This window comes from Sphingomonas colocasiae (genome assembly GCF_019880585.1).
GTDB lineage: Bacteria > Pseudomonadota > Alphaproteobacteria > Sphingomonadales > Sphingomonadaceae > Sphingobium_A > Sphingobium_A colocasiae.
In genome coordinates, this window is record NZ_JAINVV010000017.1 from 1 (window position 1) to 16,771 (window position 16,771).

The following is a 16,771-nucleotide window of genomic DNA, read 5'->3' on the forward strand; positions in this document are numbered from 1 at the left end:
CCACCGTCGCCCTCTCCTATTCGGTCACCGATGCCGACGGCTCGGTCGCCGCCGTTCCCGGCACGCTCACCATCACCTTCGACGACGACGCGCCGACAGCGACGAACGAGCCCGCGGGCTCGCTGGCAGAAGGCACGACGCTGCCCGGCAGCTTCGACTTCGCGCCGGGCGCCGATGGCGCCACCGTCACCGCGATCAACGGCACCGCGCTGGTCTTCCAGCCCGACGGCTACAGCCAGTCGATCGATGTCGGCGACGCCGCGATCCGCGTGAAGGCGGACGGCAGCTACATCGTCACCGCCGATCCGGCGGTCGTCGGGGTCGGTTCCGCATCCGGCACCTTCACCGTCACCGATGGCGACGGCGACACCGCCACCGCGAACTTCAGCTTCTCGATCACCGACGCCAATGTGCCCACCGCCGGCGCCAGCGCAGCCTCGGTCGATGATGACGGCCTCGGCGGCAATGCCGCCAGCACGATCGGTGACCTCGACGCCAATAGCGGCGATGCCGATGGCCCGGCTTCGAGCGAAGCCAGCTTCTCCGGCATATTGACGCATAATTTCGGCGGCGATGGCGCGGGCACGATCAGCTTCGCATCGCTCCATGGCACCGGCGGCACCGTCGGACAGGAAGCCGTCACCTATAGCTGGAACGCCGGCACCAACACGCTGACCGCAACCGGTTCGCGTGGCGCGCTCTTCTCGGTCCACGTCACCAATCCGGCGACCGGCGCCTACACCGTCACGCTCCTCGACAATGTCCTGCAGGCGCAGGGCCCGAACAACGAGAATGACGCCACCGTCGCCCTCTCCTATTCGGTCACCGACACCGACGGCTCGGTCGCCGCCGTTCCCGGCACGCTCACCATCACCTTCGATGACGACGCGCCAACGCTCACCGTGTCCGACACGCCGACGACCGCGATCGAAGGCGGCCCCGCCGTCAACGGCAACTGGTCGCTCGCGCCGGGCGCGGACGGCGTCGCGTCGCTGGCGGTGACGTTCGGCGCGGCATCGGGCACGCTGACGCTGCCCGCGGGCGCCAATGTCGTGCTCGTCCAGCCGACCGGCACGCTCACCGTGCGCGCCGACGGCACCTTCTCGTTCCTCGCCGCGACCGGACAGGACAACGACCTGTCTCCGCAGGCGACCTTCACCCTGACCGCGACCGATGGCGACGGCGATACCAGCGCAGACAGCCTGACCATCGCCATTCAGGACGGCACGCCCGCAGGCAACGCGGCGCCGGTGACGCTGCTGGTCGACGAGGCGGCATTGTCGTTCGGATCCAATTCGGGTTCGACCGCCGAGATCGACAACGCGCCCGCGCTCAGCTTCACCGCTGGTTCGGATGCGCTGACAACGTTCCGCTTCTCGACCGATCTCAGCAATCTCGTCGCCAATCTCGACGGCGCGGGCACCGACCTGTTCTGGACGCGCTCGGGCGACGGCCAGACCATCATCGGATCGCTGACTTCAGGGGGACCGGCCGCGATCACGCTGAGCCTTTCGGCGCCAGCGAGCATCGCGGCCGGCGCGACCGGAAACGTGACCGTGACGGTCACGCTGGCGGACAATTTGCCGCACCAGCTCGCGCTGGCGGCGCAGACGCAGAGCATCGGCCACGCCATTGTCGAAGCCCTCGACAATGACGGGGACACCGCCACCGGCCAGGTGTTTGTCGACGTCAAGGATGATGTGCCGACCGCGATCGCGGACACCGACAGCGTCACCGAGGATGGCCCGACAACCGCCACCGGCAATGTGATCACGGCGATCGATGTCCTGGTGTCGCCCGACGCCAATGTCACCGACGGGACGGCCGACATACAGGGCGCCGACGGCGTCACCGTCACCGGCGTGGCGGCGGGCACGCCGGCCAGCGCATCGGGCAATGTCGGGATCGGCGTGGCGGGCACATATGGCACGCTGACGCTGAACGCCAATGGCAGCTATGGCTATGTCCTCAACAATGCCAGCCCGTTGGTGCAAGGGCTCGATACCGGCGAGAGCGTCACCGACACCTTCACCTATACGATCACCGATGGCGATGGAGACGTCTCGACGACGACGCTCACGGTGACCGTCAACGGTGCGAACGATGCGCCGGTGACGCTCAACAGCCATACATGGATGTCGAGCGATCCCGCGCAGCAGACGGCTTCGACGCCAACCTATGCGAACGGCTATCCGATCGACGTGCAGATTCCGACCGATGTGGATGTCGAGAATCTGATCGTCACCTCCACCAATGCGCCCGTGGGCGTCTTCTACTTCGATGGCGCGAACTATATTCCGCTCGCGGCCAATACGGTCCTCTACAATCCGAATCTCGGCATCAACCTGCTCGACGATCTGGTCTATCGCCCGACCGCGACCGCCAACGACGTCGTGACGGTGCCGCTGAATCTGAGCGTCACCGACGGCACCGCCACGGTCAATCAGGTGGTGACGATCCATGAAGTCGCGCCGACGCGGCTGCCGGGGCAGAACGTCCAGATCGGCAGCGACGCCGGCAGCCCGCTGACATCCGGCAACGATGTGACCAACAGTTTCGCGCTCAACGCCGATTTCGCGGCTGGCCTGGCGGGCAATGCCGGCATCGCCGTGATCAATGTCTTCACGGACTTCCAGCAGCAACCCAACGCGGTGCCGATCCCCTCGGGCGAACGGGATCCGACCACCTTCGGCGCGAACAATGCCGGCAGCCACCGTGAGCAGGAGGTGCAGGTCGAACTTCGCATCGGATCCAATCGCTTCGTGATCGTGGAGGACGACCTCACCGCCGGAACCTTCGAGCAGAGCTGGTTCTACGACAGTGCGACGGGGCTTATGCGAGCGACCGTCAGCTACAACAATGTCTATCTGCTCGATGGATCGGGCAATGCCACGGCGACGACGCTGGCGCAGTTCCTGACGGCAAACCCCGCGCAGGCCGGCGATACCTGGACCGTCAGCTATTTCGACAATGACGGCGGCAATTATCAGGCGCGCCTGGCGCGGTTCGAATTCTCGTACAATGATGCAGGCAATCCGGCGATCAATGTCCAGGGCGATACGACGCTTCCGGACCTGATCTACGGCACGTCGGGCAACGACACGCTCGCTGGCAATGGCGGCAACGACACCATCATCGGGCGGGGCGGCAACGACCAGATCAGCGGCGGCGACGGCAATGATCTGCTGAACGGCAATGACGGCGACGACGTCATCAACGGCAATGCCGGCGACGACACGCTGAACGGCGGGCCGGGGACCGATACGCTGGATGGCGGAACGGGCACCAACATCGTCGTGCCGCCGATCGTGCTCGACCTTGATGGCGACGGGGTGGAACTCGTTTCCCGCGATGCGGGAGTCATGTTCGACTATGATGGCGACGGCAATGCCGAAGCGACAGCCTGGGCAGGGCCCGACGACGGCTTCCTTGTCTATGACAGCAACGGCGATCGTCTGGTCACCAACGGTTCCGAACTCGTCCTGACCAGCCACGCCGCAGGGGCGACCACCGATCTCGAAGCGCTGGCGATCGCGTTCGACACCAATCATGATGGCGTGCTTTCCGCCGCCGACGCCGATTTCGGCAAGTTCGGCGTGTGGCAGGACGCCAATGGCAACGGCATCACCGATGCGGGCGAATTCCGCACATTGTCCGAAGCCGGAATCGTCAGCCTGTCGCTGACGTCCGACGGCAATGCCCGCACTGCCGCGAACGGCGACGCCGTCGTTTACGGCGAAACCCAATATGTCCGGAGTGACGGCAGCACCGGCATCGCGGCCGATGCGGCGTTCGCGACGGGCGGATCGAACAGGGAAGACCAGAAAGCTGCGAGCGCCTTCGCGAACCCCGGCTTCGGCCAGGCGCTCGTAGCCGCCGGGCTTGTGGCGGCACAGGCGGCTAACGCCACCCCACCGACACCGCCACAGCCCGGCACCGATATGGTTGGCGATGATGGCGCGGCGGGTGCGGATGCGCCGGCCCGGCCCGACGCCACCGCATCGGACGCGCCGCGCGGCGACACGTTCGAGATCGCGGCGGACGACCATCACACGGCAACGCCAGCAGCTTCGACCCGGACGACGCATAGCAGCGAAACGGACGGCCAGGGGCATGACGGCGGCCTGCGGAATGACGGCGCGACCGCTCGCGCCGACGACGCCCCGGCGGGCGACACGGCACAGGATGGCGCCGACGCGCCAACCCCCGCGCCGGTGTTCGTCGACATGGCGCCGATGCCCGCGATCGCGGCGGCCGCACTCGCGGCGGCGGCGGCACATGGCGATGCCCCGCAGCCCGCACTCGGCGAGATCGTCGCCGATGCGCTGACGGGCGGATCGGGTCCGGACATCGATGCCCTGCTCGCGAACCTGCCGGGCAACGCCGATGGCGGATCCAACGTCGTCGCGCTGTTCGGCGGGCCGGCGGCCGAACTCGCCATGGCGGGCTGGGCAAACGCCAATCCGCATACCGATCCGGTGGCCGCGGCGCACGAGGCGGCGATGGCCGTCACGCACGCCGTGGCCGCGCATTGAGGAAACAAGAAGCGATGGGGGACGGGATGATGATGAAATCAGCTCTCGGCGCGGCCGCATTGGGCACCGCGATGATGATGGTGACGACAAGCGCGCACGCGCAGGCGAGCCCGCGCTCGCCCCTGCTGGATCTGCCACAGTCGCAACTGCGCGGCGAACTGGAGACGCGTTACCAGAGCGCGCTCGCGGCGACGCTCGCGCTCGACGTCAAGCGATCGGAGGATGTCCGCTATATCTGGGCGTCCGAGGCCAAGGTCCAGTGCGGGATCGCGATCGGCTATCTCAAGACGCGCACGGTGGATGCGGACAGCATCAACAAATGCGATGCCTTCACCGCGCGGCTCAGCCAGGTGCCGCCGCCGCCCGCCCCGCCCTTGCCGCCGCCGCAGCCGCCCGAGCCAGCCTGCTCGGTGCCGCCCGTGGTTTCGGTCTTCTTCGACTGGAATGTCGACGTGCCGCCGGCCGATGCGCGCTCCACGCTCGAACAGGTGGTGCAGAGCCGGGCGATGTGCGGCTGGCGCCGGATCGAAGTGATCGGCCACACCGATCGCTCCGGCACCGACGGCTATAATCTCGGCCTGTCGAACCGCCGCGCGAACAATGTCGCGGCGCTGCTCGAGGCCGCCGGCGTGCCGCGCGGCGAGCTGGCGATCACCGGCCGCGGCGAATCCCAACTGAAGGTCGAGACGCTCGACGGCGTCCGCGAACCGATGAACCGCCGTGTCGAGATCGTCACGGTCGGATCGGGTCAATAGAGGGGGGTGGTGTCATGACTGCAAGCAGCAAGAGGAAATGGCTTCTCGCTTTTCCCGGCGCGTTCATGCTGAGCGTGGCGGGCTTGGCGCCGGCACAGGAGATCGACCTGAAATCGGCGATCCAGGCCGCGCTGGAGAATAATCCGGAGGTCAATCAGGCCGCGCAGAACAAGGAAGCGATCGAGTTCGAGCGCAAACAGGCGCAGGGGCTGTTCCTGCCGCGTATCAGCGTGGAGGGGTCCGCCGGGATCCGCCGCCTCGAAAACGCGACCCGGCGCGCGCTCAACATCGCCGACCAGACGCTCTACCCACTGGAAGCCAATGCGCTGGCCGAACAGGTCGTGTTCGATTCCGGTGGCCGCAGCGCCGAGCTGAAGCGCCAGGCCGCGCGCACCGACGGCGCCGCGCTGCGGGTGGAGGAGCGCTCGGAATTCGTCGCGCTCAACGTCGCCCGGCAATATCTCGATTATCTTCTCCAGGAACGCATCGTCGCCGCATCCGACGACAATGTGACTTTCCATCAGAAACTGGTCGGCGATCTGCGCGAGGGTGTCGCCAAGGGATCGATCAGCATCGCCGATCAGCAACAGGCGGAGGAACGCTTTCAGGCCGCCAAGGTCCGCCGGACCGAGGCGCAGGAGGATCTGGCGAACGCCGCCATATCGTTCCGCACGCTGACCGGGCTCACGCTCACCCAGGCATCCATGCCCGCGTCGCCGCGCCCGAAGGTGCCGCCGACGCTGGCCGAGGCGGTGGAGCAGGCGCGCGAGCGCAACCCGCGCGTGCGCGAGGCGATGGCCGATATCGACGCCGCCTATGCGATGGTCGACAAGGCGGGCGCCGATCTGGGGCCGACCGTCTCGCTCGAAGGGCGTGGACGCATCGGCGAGGATATCGACGGCTTCCGCGGCAGCACCAACGATCTTCAGGGCCGCGTCGTGCTGCGCTGGAACCTGTTCGACGGCGGCATCAACCGCGCGAAGAAGCAGGAGATGGTCCGCCGTGCGAGCGAGGCGCGTTTCCGCATGCATCAGCTTTCGCGCGAAGCGGAAGAGGATGTCCGCCGCGCCTGGAACCGCTGGACGAGCCAGGAACAGCTCTTCGCCGATCTGCAGCAGCAAAGCCGGGTCGCCGACGATCTGCTGCTCTCCTATCGCGAGCAGTTCAATGTCGGCCGCCGCTCGCTGCTCGACGTGCTCGATTCGCAGAACACGCGCTACAACGTCCAGGTTCGCGCCGAGACCGCGCGCTTCTCGCAGATGTTCGGGCTCTATCAGGTGCTGGCCGCGACCAATCAGTTGCTGACGGCGATGGAGGTGGCGGCGCCGAGCGCGGCCAAGACCTATGCCCGTGAGCGCTTCAACGTGAAGGCGACCGCGCCGGCGGAGCTCATGGAAAGGCGGTATCCCGACTGACTTAGAGCATCGTGCGGAAAAGTGGGAACCGGTTTTCCGCGAAAACGATGCGATCACAAATAGCTGGAACAGGCCGCGCGATTCGGATTTCGCGCAGCCAGTTCCAGGGGTTCGTCGAGACACAGTGGTGGGAGTGTCGAGGTGAGTTTGTCAGGTTGGTATGAAGAGGCCGTCCGGCCCGATGGGCAGGACGATGTCCTGACGTGCATCGAGCATGTCGCGCGCCGGTTCGACCGGTCGGCGTCGCCCGTCGCCGTGAAGGCGGGGCTGGCGCTCGACGAGTCGGGCCGGTTCCCCTTCCATCAGATCGAGCCCGCGCTCGATCGGTTCGGTCTTTCCGGGGAAAGGCTGCACGGTGGCCCCGCGCGATGGCGCGCGGCGGATCTGCCCGCGATCGTCCGGCTGGCCAATGGCCGCGCGGCGGTGCTGCTCGACGCCAATGACGGGCAGTTCGAGATCCAGCTTCCGGGCCGCGACGCCTCCTTCTGGATCGACAGCGCCGAACTCCAGCGCTTCTACGACGGCGCCGCGATCGCGGTGACCGCCGATCCGACGCGCGAACGCGCCGATGAACGGCCGTGGGACCGGCTGAAGCGCACCCACTGGTTCTGGAGCGAGGTGTGGAAGGTCCGCCGTTCCTTCGGCTTCGTCGCGCTGGCGGCGGTGCTCATCAACCTGCTCGGCTTCGCGCTGCCGCTGTTCACGATGAACGTCTATGACCGCGTCATTCCCAATCGCGCGGCCGCGAGCCTCTGGGTGCTCGCGCTGGGCGTGCTCATCGCCTTCCTCCTTGAATTCTCGCTGCGGCTCGCACGCGCACGGCTGATCGACGAGACGGGCCGGGACCTCGATTCCAGGCTGTCGCAAAAGCTGTTCGAAAAGGTGATGAACATCCCGCTGGCCGCCAAACAGGGCAGCACGGGCGCGTTCGCGCGGCGCGTTTCCGAATATGAGATGGTTCGCGAATTCTTCGCCTCGACCACCGTCGTGCTCGCGATCGACGTCGTCTTCCTGTTCCTGTTCGTCGCGCTGATGGCGGTGCTCGCCGGCTGGCTGGCGCTGGTGCCGGTCGTCGCCATCGCCGTGATGGCCTTTGCCGGGCTCACGCTGCAAAAGGCGATGGCGACTGCGGCGGTCGAGGCGCAGGCGGATTCGAGCCTCCAGCATTCGGTGCTGATCGAATCGATCGGCGGCATGGAAACGCTCAAATCCTGCCGCGCCGAGGGCCGTATGCTCGGCCGCTGGAAGCGCTATGCCGATATGAGCGCCGCCACCCAGGAACGGCTGCGCCGGCTGACCGCGATGGGCGTCAATCTGGCGGCGCTGTGCCAGCAGGCGACGAGCATCAGCCTGGTGATCGGCGGCTTCTACATGTTCAACGCCGGATCGATCTCGATGGGCGCGATCATCGCGATCGTGATGCTCGCCGGCCGCTCGCTCTCGCCCGTCGGCCAGCTCGCCTATCTGATGACGCGCGCGCGCCAGGCGATGGTGACGCTCGACAGCCTGCAGACGATGATGGGCTTCGACGACGAACGCGATCAGGGCAGCCGATCGGTGGTGCCGCAGATCCGCGATGGCGTGATCGCGCTCGAACATCTCGAATTCTCCTATCCGAACAGCAGCACGCCGTCACTGAGCGGGCTTTCGATCACGATCCGGCCGGGCGAACGCATCGGCGTGATCGGGCGGGTGGCATCGGGGAAATCCACGTTCGGGCGGCTGCTATGCGGCCTCTATCGCCCGAGCGGCGGCCATTATCTCATCGACGGGCTCGACAGCCGGCAGCATCATCCGCACGAGATCCGCTCCGCATTCCGCTATGTCGGGCAGGACGCGGAACTGTTCAGCGGCACGATCCGTGACAATCTCGCCCTCGGCTCCACCCTCACCAATGACGATGCGCTGGTCGAGGCGCTTCGCAAATCGGGCGCGGGCAGCTTCCTCGCCCGTGATGCGGCGGGCTTCGATCTTCACGTCGGCGAGCGCGGCAGCCGCCTTTCCGGCGGGCAACGCAGCTTCCTTGTGCTGGCGCGCGCGCTGGTCGAACCATGCCGATTGCTCTTCCTCGACGAGCCGACGGGGGCGATGGATACCCAGACCGAACGGCTCTTCATCGAACATCTGGCGAAGGCGCTGACGCCCGACCAGACGCTGGTGGTGTCGACGCATCGCAACGCCATGCTCGCCATCATCGACCGGCTGATCGTGATCGATCAGGGACGCATCGTCGCGGACGGCCCACGCGACACCGTGCTCGGAACCCTTGCCGCCGCGGGAGAAAAGCAATGAGACTGGTGCAGACCGCACATCCGGCGACACGATCGCGCACCGTTCATATGGCCATGACATTGGCCATCGCCGTCGCGGCGGCAGCCATGCTCTCGCAATCGGCCTGGCATTTCGGCGCGGCAAGCGATCCGGAAACGCCCGAGCGCATCGCGGCCCGATTGGCCAGCCGGGAACATCAGGCGCTGATCGCCGCAACGCGGGAGGGTGTCGCCGCGCCGGCGCTGGTCGGCGAAGATGCCGTTCGGATCAATGCCGCCTTGCCCTTCTCGAACGCACCGATCCTGGCCGCATCGAGCTTCTCGATGGTTCGCGCAGCCGCGTCCGACAAGGAACGCGCGCAACTCTGCATGACGCAGGCCATCTATTACGAAGCCGGCTTCGAACCGCTGGATGGGCGCCGCGCGGTCGCGCAGGTGGTGCTCAACCGCCTGCGCCATCCCGCCTTTCCCAAGACGGTCTGTGGCGTGGTCTATGAGGGCGCGGACCGGCGCGTCTGCCAGTTCAGCTTCACCTGCGACGGTTCGCTGGCGCGCACGCCGGCCGCCGGCGCCTGGCGCGAAGCGCAGGCGATCGCGAAAGCGGCGCTGGCCGGCGCGGTGGATCGCGCGGTCGGCACCGCCACACATTATCATACCGACTGGGTTTCGCCCTATTGGGCGCCGCGGCTGACCAAGCTGGTGCAGGTCGGCGCGCATATCTTCTATCGCTGGCCGGGAAGCTGGGGCATGCCGGCCGCCTTTTCGGGGCGCTATGCGGGGCTGGAGGCCTTGCCGGCGGTCCAGCTCGCGACCGTGCAACCCGAAGTGCCGGCCGAGGTCGCGGCCATCCTCGCCAGGATGCCACCCGAGCGGCGCGCCGAAAACGATGTCGGCGGCCGGCTCGACGTGACCAAGGGCTGGTCGCTCAGCATTCCCGCACCCGACGAGACACGCGGCGCCTTCGCGGCGGCGACGAGCGGTCAGGCCGCGCCGGCCACACGCGCGACCGCGCTCGCCAGCGCCGATCCCTCGGCCGACAAGCAGCGGCTGGCCAGCCAATGACACGGATACGGCACTTCATCGCCTGGGTTCAGGCCCTGTCCGGCCCCCGGCTGATCATCTTCACCAGCGCCGTCGGCCTTGGCATCTGCCTGCTCTGGGCAAGCCTGGCCCAGGTGGACGAGGTGACGCGCGGCCAGGGACGGGTGATCCCGTCGAGCAAGGTCCAGGTCGTGCAGGCGGCGGAACCGGCGACGATCGACGCGATCCTGGTGCGATCGGGCCAGCCCGTCCGCAAGGGCCAGTTGCTCGTCCGGCTCGACGATACCGATTCCGCGTCCGCGCTGGGCCAGATCGCGGCGGAGAACCGCTCGCTCGCGGCGCGCGCCTCACGCCTCGGGCAGGAGGGCGGTATTGGCGGCGGCAGCGATTGCGCGCCCAAGCCCGACGGTTCCGTCGCACCCGAATGCCGCGAGGAGGCCGCGCTCCAGGCGGTTCGCCGCCAGGCTTTGGGCAGCCGCATGGCGGCGCTCGGCGCCGCCGTCGAGCAGCGCCGCCGCGAATATGCCGAGGCGCAGGCGACGGCGTCGAGCCTGCGCGGCAGCATCGCGCTGGCGCAGCGCCAGGTGGAGATGCTGGCCCCGCTCGCCGAGAAATCGATCGTCCCGCAGACCGAATTGCTGACCGCGCGGCGCGAACTGGTCGATCTTCAGGGCCGGCTGGCGGCGGCGCAGCAGACGATATCGCGCGCCAGTGCGGGCGTGGGCGAAGCGCAGGCCCAGGCATCGGAGGCGTCGCTGCAGTTCCGGCAGGAAGCGCTCAACGAACGCAGCCAGCTTTCCGCCAAGATCGCGGTGAACGCGGAATCGCTGCGCGGCGCGGCGGGACGGTTGCAGCGCGCCGAGATCCGCTCACCCGTCAACGGCGTGGTGAACGACGTCCAGGTCACCACCGTCGGCGGTTTCGTCAATGCCGGGCAGAAGATCATGCAGGTCGTGCCGATGGGCGACAAGCTGCTGATCGAGGCGCGGGTGAAGCCGAGCGACATCGCCTTCATCAAGGTGGACGATCGCGCCAATGTGAAAGTCACCGCCTATGATTTCTCGATTTACGGCGGGCTGGTCGGCAAGGTGGTGCAGGTGTCGGCCGACAGCATCTATGACGAGGTGGCGAAGGAAGCTTATTTCACCGTCGTGGTGCAGACCGACCGCGCCTATCTGGTTTCCGGCGGCCGGCAACTGCCGATCACGCCGGGCATGATCTGCGATGTCGAGATCATCACCGGGCGCAAGAGCGTGCTGTCCTATCTGCTCAAGCCGGTCCTGAAGGCGCGTTCGGAGGCGCTACGCGAGCGCTGAGCGAACCGATCCGGGATGCATCGGCATTCTCGGCATCGCGAACAGGTGCTCAGTCCGGACCGAATCCGGCCATATCGAGCGCCGCGGTCCGCATCGGCGTCGCCACCGGATCGGCGCGATAGCCATGCATCCAGGCCTGGGTGCCGGCATAGGTGAAGACCGGCCGGTAATCATGCGCCTGGGTCGCGTCGAGCAGGCGATCGGTCTGGTTGTCCAGCGTCACCAGCCGCCCGTCCAGCCGAACCACCAGCAGGGCATGATCCGCCCGCCGCACCAGATCGCGCGCGACGACGAAATAGAGATCCTCGTCCGCGACGCCCAGCGCGCGCAGCATCTGCATCTTGGCGATTGCATAATCCTCGCAATCGCCCCCGCGGCTGCGCAGCGATTCCGCGGCGGAGGCCCAGCGATCGGCCTGTCCGCCGCTCGCCCGGTCCTCGACGAAACGGATGCGCGCATTGACCCAGCTGTTGATCGCGGCGACCTGATCGGTGCGATCGCGCCCGCGCACGGCGCGCAACGTCGCCGCCCATGGCCCATGGCGCGTGCCGAGCGACGCTGAGCGAGCGGCCGCCCAACGCGTGCCGAGCGGCGTGGCCGAAATCCGCAGCGCGACCGAACCGAAAATGTCCGGCCGATCACCCGCGACCGGCGCGATCGGCATGGCCAGCTTGAGCGGCTGCACCGCCTGCACGGCCTGGGCCGGCCCAACCGGCGCGATCAGCGCGGGGCTGGAATCGCCGCAGAAGGTGCGAAAGCCTGTGCCGGCGCCGATCGTGCCGATATCGGGCACCTGCGACGCGAGGCCGTCATGCCGCGCCCGGATCAGTTCCAGCTTGCTGGGCGCGCCGCCCAGTATCGCCTGCGCCTTGCTGGGTTCGACGGCCGCCGGCCGCAGTGCCGCCAGGCGATCTTCAGCCATGGTGGCGGCCGCGCACAGACCGCTATAGGCGATGGGCAGGATCGTGGTTCCTGCATGCGCCGTTGCCGGAATCGATGCGATGGCCAGCATCCCGCCGAACAAGCCGGTGGCAATCATGTATTTATGGATCGACCCGTACGCCATCCTGCCTGCATGACGGACAGGGCAGAATATATGTTTAATATGCCTGGTTAATGATTTCCTTAGACGTGGATCCAAACTCGGACGGCGCACGACCCGGATGACCCGGGCGGCCGATCAACCTTGCTATAGCTATTTGTTGTCGCATCGTTTTTGCGGAAAATCGGTTCCCACTTTTCCACGCGATGCTCTAAGCTGCTCGTCCTGTCGGCTCGGGGGGGCTCGATATCCATGACGCGTGCCGGAACAAGCGATCTCAACAATGCGGATCTGGCGCCGACGGGTGCCAGCCAGCGCACCTGGCGCTGGTACCATTTCGCGGCGTTGTGGATCGGCATGGTCGTGTCGATCCCCGCCTATATGCTGAGTGCGGGGCTGATCGACCAGGGCATGACGCCGCTTCAGGCGACCGGCACCATCCTGCTGGGCAATATGATCGTGCTGGTACCGATGCTGCTGATCGGCCATGCGGGCACGCGCTACGGCATACCCTATGCCGTATTGGTGCGCAGCGCGTTCGGCACGACCGGAGCGCGCGTGCCGGCGATCGCCCGCGCGCTCGTCGCCTGCGGCTGGTACGGCATCCAGACCTGGGTGGGCGGCACGACATTGCTGGCACTGGTCACGGTGCTCACCGGCTGGCGCGACCATGGGCCGCCATTGCCCGTGCTGGACATATCCCTTCCCCATCTGCTGGGTTTCGCGGCCTTCTGGCTTATTCAGCTGGCCTTTGTCTCGAAGGGCATCGAGATGGTCCGCAAGCTGGAAACCTGGACCGCGCCGTTCAAGATCGCGATCTGTTTCGCGCTGCTGATCTGGGCGATGCGGAATGGCGGCGGATTGACAGCGCTGATCGAAGCGCCAACGCCGGCAAACGCACCGGCCTTCTCCACGATCTTCTGGCCGGGCCTGACCGCGATGGTGGGATTCTGGGCCACGCTGGCGCTCAATATCCCCGATTTCACCCGGTTCGCGCGGAGCCAGAAGGATCAGATGCTGGGTCAGTCGATCGGCCTGCCCGTCCCCATGGCCCTGCTCGCCTTCATCGCGATCCTCGCCACGGCGGCGACGCGCGTCGCGTTCGGCCACGCGATCTGGGATCCGGTCGAACTCGCGAGCAATATGCCGAATCTCGGCGTACTGATCGGCCTCCTCATCATCTCGGTGGACACGGTTTCCTGCAATATCGCGGCCAATCTGGTCGGCCCCGCCTATGATTTCGCCGCGCTCTCACCGCGCCGCATCAGCTATCGCAGGGGTGCGCTGATCACCGCCGTGATCGCCGCCCTGATCCTGCCCTGGAAACTTATCGAGAGCAGCGGCGGCTATATCTTCACCTGGCTCGTCGGCTATTCCGCGCTGCTGGGCCCCATCGCGGGCATCATGATTACCGACTATTGGCTGATCCGCCGCACGAAACTGTCCGTGGACGACCTGTTCGATTCACACGGCCTCTACAGCTATCGCGGTGGATGGAATCCCGTCGCCCTGGCCGCGCTGCTGATCGCCATGGTACCCACCATGCCCGGCTTTCTCGCCGTCGCCTTTCCGCAGAGCTTCAGCGGCATGCCGGGCATCCTGACCATGCTCTACCCCTATGCATGGTTCGTCGGCGCCGGCTTGGCGGCAATCGTCTATTATGCCGGCATGAAAGCAATGCCTGCTAGGACCAGCCCTGAAGGCCGCTGATCATTATGGGGCCGGGCTTGCCCGAGAGCCCGACCCAGCAATTTGTTGTCACATCGTCTTCCGGGTAAAACCGATTCCCTCCGCCTCCGCGCGGCAGGCTTTTCCGCATGATCGACATCAACGCCGGATATCGGCAACCCCTTCGAGAAACCGATCGATATCGCACTGGGAGAAGAGCGAAGCATCGCCGGGAATCGAGTGCTTGAGCGCCGCGAGCGCGAGTCCGGCGCGCGCCATTTCGTCGAGATCGAAGCCCGAACGCAGCGCGTGAAGGATGCCGGCGGCGAAGGCGTCGCCGGTGCCGATGCGATCGACGATGCCCGATATGATGATCTCGTCGGTCTGGATCTGCCGTTGGCGCGTATCGATGCGTGCCGAAAGCCGATTGCGGTTAGCATCCTCGGTTTGACGCGCAGTCGATGCGATGAGTGCGAGACGCGGAAAATGCGCGAAGGCCGCCTCGGCCGCCTCGCGGCGGCGCTCCGGCCCTTCGCCGCCGAACGGCCTGGCGAGCAGCAATGCGATGTCACGATGGTTGCCGAACATGATGTCGGCACAGCCGACAAGCCCGGTCAATATCGCGCGCGCATCGCCGTCCCACGCCTCCCACAATCGCGCGCGATAATTGCCGTCGAAGGACAGGGGCACGCCCAGCCGGTTCGCCGCCCGGGCGGCCGCCAGTGCCGCCTCGGCGCCTTCAGCCCCCAAAGCGGCGGTGATCCCCGACACATGCAGCCTGTCGGCGCCGGCGAGAATGACGTCCCAATCCCATGCCGAGGCAGGCGCGATCGCGAAGCTGGACTGCGCGCGATCGTACAGGATCTCGCTTGGACGCGGCCCAGCTCCAAGCATGGCGAAATAGAGCCCCATCCGCCCTTCGCGCCGCTGGACCTGCCCGACGTCAATTCCGGCGCCACGCAATTGGGAGATCGCCGCGTCCCCGAGCGCGTTCACCGGCACCGCGCTGACGAAACGCGTGGCATGCCCGAGCCGCGCGAGCTGGGTGGCGACATTGGCTTCGGCACCGCCAAACCAGACATCGAGGCGCGGCACCTGCAACAACAGCGCGCGGCCCGGCGGCGACAAGCGCAGCATCACCTCGCCGAAGGTCACGAAAATGCCGCTCACGGCCATCAGAGCCTGACGACACCGGCCCGATCGGGGCGGGTGATGAAACCGGCCAGGGTGTTGATCGTCCCGCCCGGCGTGAACGCCTGATCCACCACCCTGATGCTCGTACGCCAGGCATCGGCGCCGATGTCGCACAACAGATAACCGCGCTGATCGTGGATCATCGACATATGCGGATTGCTGGCCGCGCGCGGATCGGCACCGATCGGCAGGCCGTTGCCGCTGTTCGAGCTGATCGAGGTCGCATGGAGCTCGGTCGCGGCGGGCGCGCTCTCCAGATCCCCCCGCCGTGACGGCAGATGCCCGATGAAGAACATGTGGCTGTCGCCGCCGGCGATGACGACATTGGTGAGCTTGCGATCCTGGATCATGGTCACCAGCCGCTCCCGCGCATCGGGATAGCCGGTCCAATTGTCATAACCGTTGGTGGGAACCGGCTGGAGCGACCTGTCGAAGGGCATGACCAGGCCACCCAGTGCGAGCATGTTCCAGGTCGCCCCGCCCGTCAGCCCCTCGCCAAGCCAGCGCTCCTGCGCCTCGCCGAGCATCGTGTCCGGCCCGTCGCGCGTGTCGACGCAATTCCCGTCGCCCGGCTTCTCGCACAGCCGGATGCTGCGATAGCTGCGCTTGTCGAGGATATTGACGCGCATCAGCCGGCCGAAATCGAGCCGCCGATATGCGCGCGGCGCGCCGCTGTGCGGGAACTGCCCCGCCCGGACCGGCATATGCTCATACCAGGCCTGCATCGCGGCGGCACGACGGAGCAGGAAAATCTCGGGCGGCGTGCTGCCTTCATCCAGATCGCCCGACCAGTTATTCTCCACTTCATGATCGTCGAACGACGGAAGGAACGCGGCGGCGGCGTGCGCGGCCCGCAGATCGGGATCGGCCTTGTAGAGTGCGTAGCGGAGCCGGTAGTCGTCGAGGCTGTAGATCTCGTCGCCCTGATGACGGCGGACAATCGGCACTTTACCGGCCACGAGCGCTCCGGCGGCCCGGCCTTCATAAATGTAATCGCCATAATGATAGACGAAATCCAGATCGGTTTCCTGGCTGATATGGCGCCAGGCGGTGAAGAGGCCGCGCTCGTAATGCTGGCATCCCGCGACCGCGACGCGCAGCTGCTCGACCGCCGCGCCGGCAGCCGGCGCGGTGCGAACGGTGCCGGTATCGCTGCGAATCCCGTCGATGACGAAACGGTACCAATAGCGCCGATGGCTGGGCAGCCCGGCGACCTCGACATGCACCGAATGCGCCAGTTCGGGCCGGGCGATCGCCGTGCCGGCACGCACGATCGTCCGGAATCCGTCGTCTCCGGCGATTTCCCATCCGACCTGGACGGCCTCGGCGGGCATGCCGCCATGCGGTTCGAGCGGCTTGGGCGCCAGGCGCGTCCAGATGACGAAACCGTCGGGCATGGGGTCGCCCGAAGCGACTCCGAGCGAAAACGGGTCGTCGAGGAATTTGGGCTTGGCCAGTGCCGGCGCAGCAGCAAGCAGGGCGGCTTGCCCGCCGGCGAGAATGAGGGTTCGGCGATTGAGCAGGGTGTCCATCAT

At 66.8% G+C, this 16,771-nt stretch carries 10 protein-coding genes; 7 read left to right on the forward strand and 3 right to left on the reverse strand.

Going from position 1 to position 16,771, the window contains the following annotated elements:
• The 6 genes from K7G82_RS28990 to K7G82_RS29015 all read left to right on the forward strand — a co-directional run.
• The coding region (locus tag K7G82_RS28990; protein ID WP_222993978.1) for a beta strand repeat-containing protein at positions 1 to 4,535 on the forward strand (4,535 nt) is incomplete at its 5' end.
• A gap of 29 nt (positions 4,536 to 4,564) precedes the next feature.
• Positions 4,565 to 5,290, forward strand: coding sequence for an OmpA family protein (locus tag K7G82_RS28995; RefSeq protein WP_246623983.1), 726 nt, complete (start codon positions 4,565 to 4,567; stop codon positions 5,288 to 5,290).
• Between the two features lie 14 nt (positions 5,291 to 5,304).
• The gene (locus K7G82_RS29000) at positions 5,305 to 6,705 is read left to right on the forward strand and encodes a TolC family protein (protein ID WP_246623984.1); all 1,401 of its coding nucleotides are present in this window, start codon (positions 5,305 to 5,307) and stop codon (positions 6,703 to 6,705) included.
• A 141-nt stretch (positions 6,706 to 6,846) separates the two neighbouring features.
• Positions 6,847 to 8,997, forward strand: a complete 2,151-nt coding sequence (locus K7G82_RS29005; protein WP_222993980.1) for a type I secretion system permease/ATPase — start codon at positions 6,847 to 6,849, stop codon at positions 8,995 to 8,997.
• The gene (locus K7G82_RS29010; protein WP_246623985.1) at positions 8,994 to 10,037 is read left to right on the forward strand and encodes a cell wall hydrolase; all 1,044 of its coding nucleotides are present in this window, start codon (positions 8,994 to 8,996) and stop codon (positions 10,035 to 10,037) included. Before K7G82_RS29005 ends, K7G82_RS29010 begins: the two co-directional genes overlap by 4 nt.
• Entirely contained in the window at positions 10,034 to 11,332 is a 1,299-nt protein-coding gene (locus K7G82_RS29015) for an HlyD family type I secretion periplasmic adaptor subunit (protein WP_222993982.1), read from the forward strand. The genes K7G82_RS29010 and K7G82_RS29015 overlap by 4 nt, the downstream gene beginning before the upstream one ends.
• Before the next feature lie 49 nt (positions 11,333 to 11,381).
• Here the strand turns inward: K7G82_RS29015 and K7G82_RS29020 are convergent, their stop codons facing one another.
• Positions 11,382 to 12,398, reverse strand: coding sequence for a transglutaminase-like cysteine peptidase (locus tag K7G82_RS29020; protein ID WP_222993984.1), 1,017 nt, complete (start codon positions 12,396 to 12,398; stop codon positions 11,382 to 11,384).
• 228 nt (positions 12,399 to 12,626) lie between these two features.
• Here K7G82_RS29020 and K7G82_RS29025 point away from each other — a divergent pair, with 228 nt between their 5' ends.
• Complete coding sequence (locus K7G82_RS29025) at positions 12,627 to 14,084, forward strand: NCS1 family nucleobase:cation symporter-1 (protein WP_222993986.1); 1,458 nt, start codon at positions 12,627 to 12,629, stop codon at positions 14,082 to 14,084.
• A gap of 117 nt (positions 14,085 to 14,201) precedes the next feature.
• On the opposite strand, the gene K7G82_RS29030 is transcribed toward K7G82_RS29025, so the two are convergent.
• Positions 14,202 to 15,218 carry a sugar kinase gene (locus tag K7G82_RS29030; RefSeq protein WP_222993988.1) on the reverse strand — a complete coding sequence of 339 codons (1,017 nt, stop codon included), beginning with the start codon at positions 15,216 to 15,218 and terminating at the stop codon, positions 14,202 to 14,204.
• Positions 15,218 to 16,771 (reverse strand): alkaline phosphatase D family protein, encoded by a 1,554-nt coding sequence (locus tag K7G82_RS29035; protein ID WP_222993990.1) that lies wholly within the window; start codon positions 16,769 to 16,771, stop codon positions 15,218 to 15,220. The genes K7G82_RS29030 and K7G82_RS29035 overlap by 1 nt, the downstream gene beginning before the upstream one ends.

What these genes read in the sequence shown, in the direction of transcription:
- K7G82_RS29010 (WP_246623985.1), top strand. Translation starts at nt 8,994, where the DNA reads ATGAGACTGGTGCAGACCGCACATCCGGCGACACGATCGCGCACCGTT.
- K7G82_RS29020 (WP_222993984.1), bottom strand. Translation starts at nt 12,398, where the DNA reads ATGGCGTACGGGTCGATCCATAAATACATGATTGCCACCGGCTTGTTC.
- K7G82_RS29025 (WP_222993986.1), top strand. Translation starts at nt 12,627, where the DNA reads ATGACGCGTGCCGGAACAAGCGATCTCAACAATGCGGATCTGGCGCCG.
- K7G82_RS29015 (WP_222993982.1), top strand. Translation starts at nt 10,034, where the DNA reads ATGACACGGATACGGCACTTCATCGCCTGGGTTCAGGCCCTGTCCGGC.
- K7G82_RS29035 (WP_222993990.1), bottom strand. Translation starts at nt 16,771, where the DNA reads ATGATGGACACCCTGCTCAATCGCCGAACCCTCATTCTCGCCGGCGGG.
- K7G82_RS29000 (WP_246623984.1), top strand. Translation starts at nt 5,305, where the DNA reads ATGACTGCAAGCAGCAAGAGGAAATGGCTTCTCGCTTTTCCCGGCGCG.
- K7G82_RS28995 (WP_246623983.1), top strand. Translation starts at nt 4,565, where the DNA reads ATGATGAAATCAGCTCTCGGCGCGGCCGCATTGGGCACCGCGATGATG.
- K7G82_RS29030 (WP_222993988.1), bottom strand. Translation starts at nt 15,218, where the DNA reads ATGGCCGTGAGCGGCATTTTCGTGACCTTCGGCGAGGTGATGCTGCGC.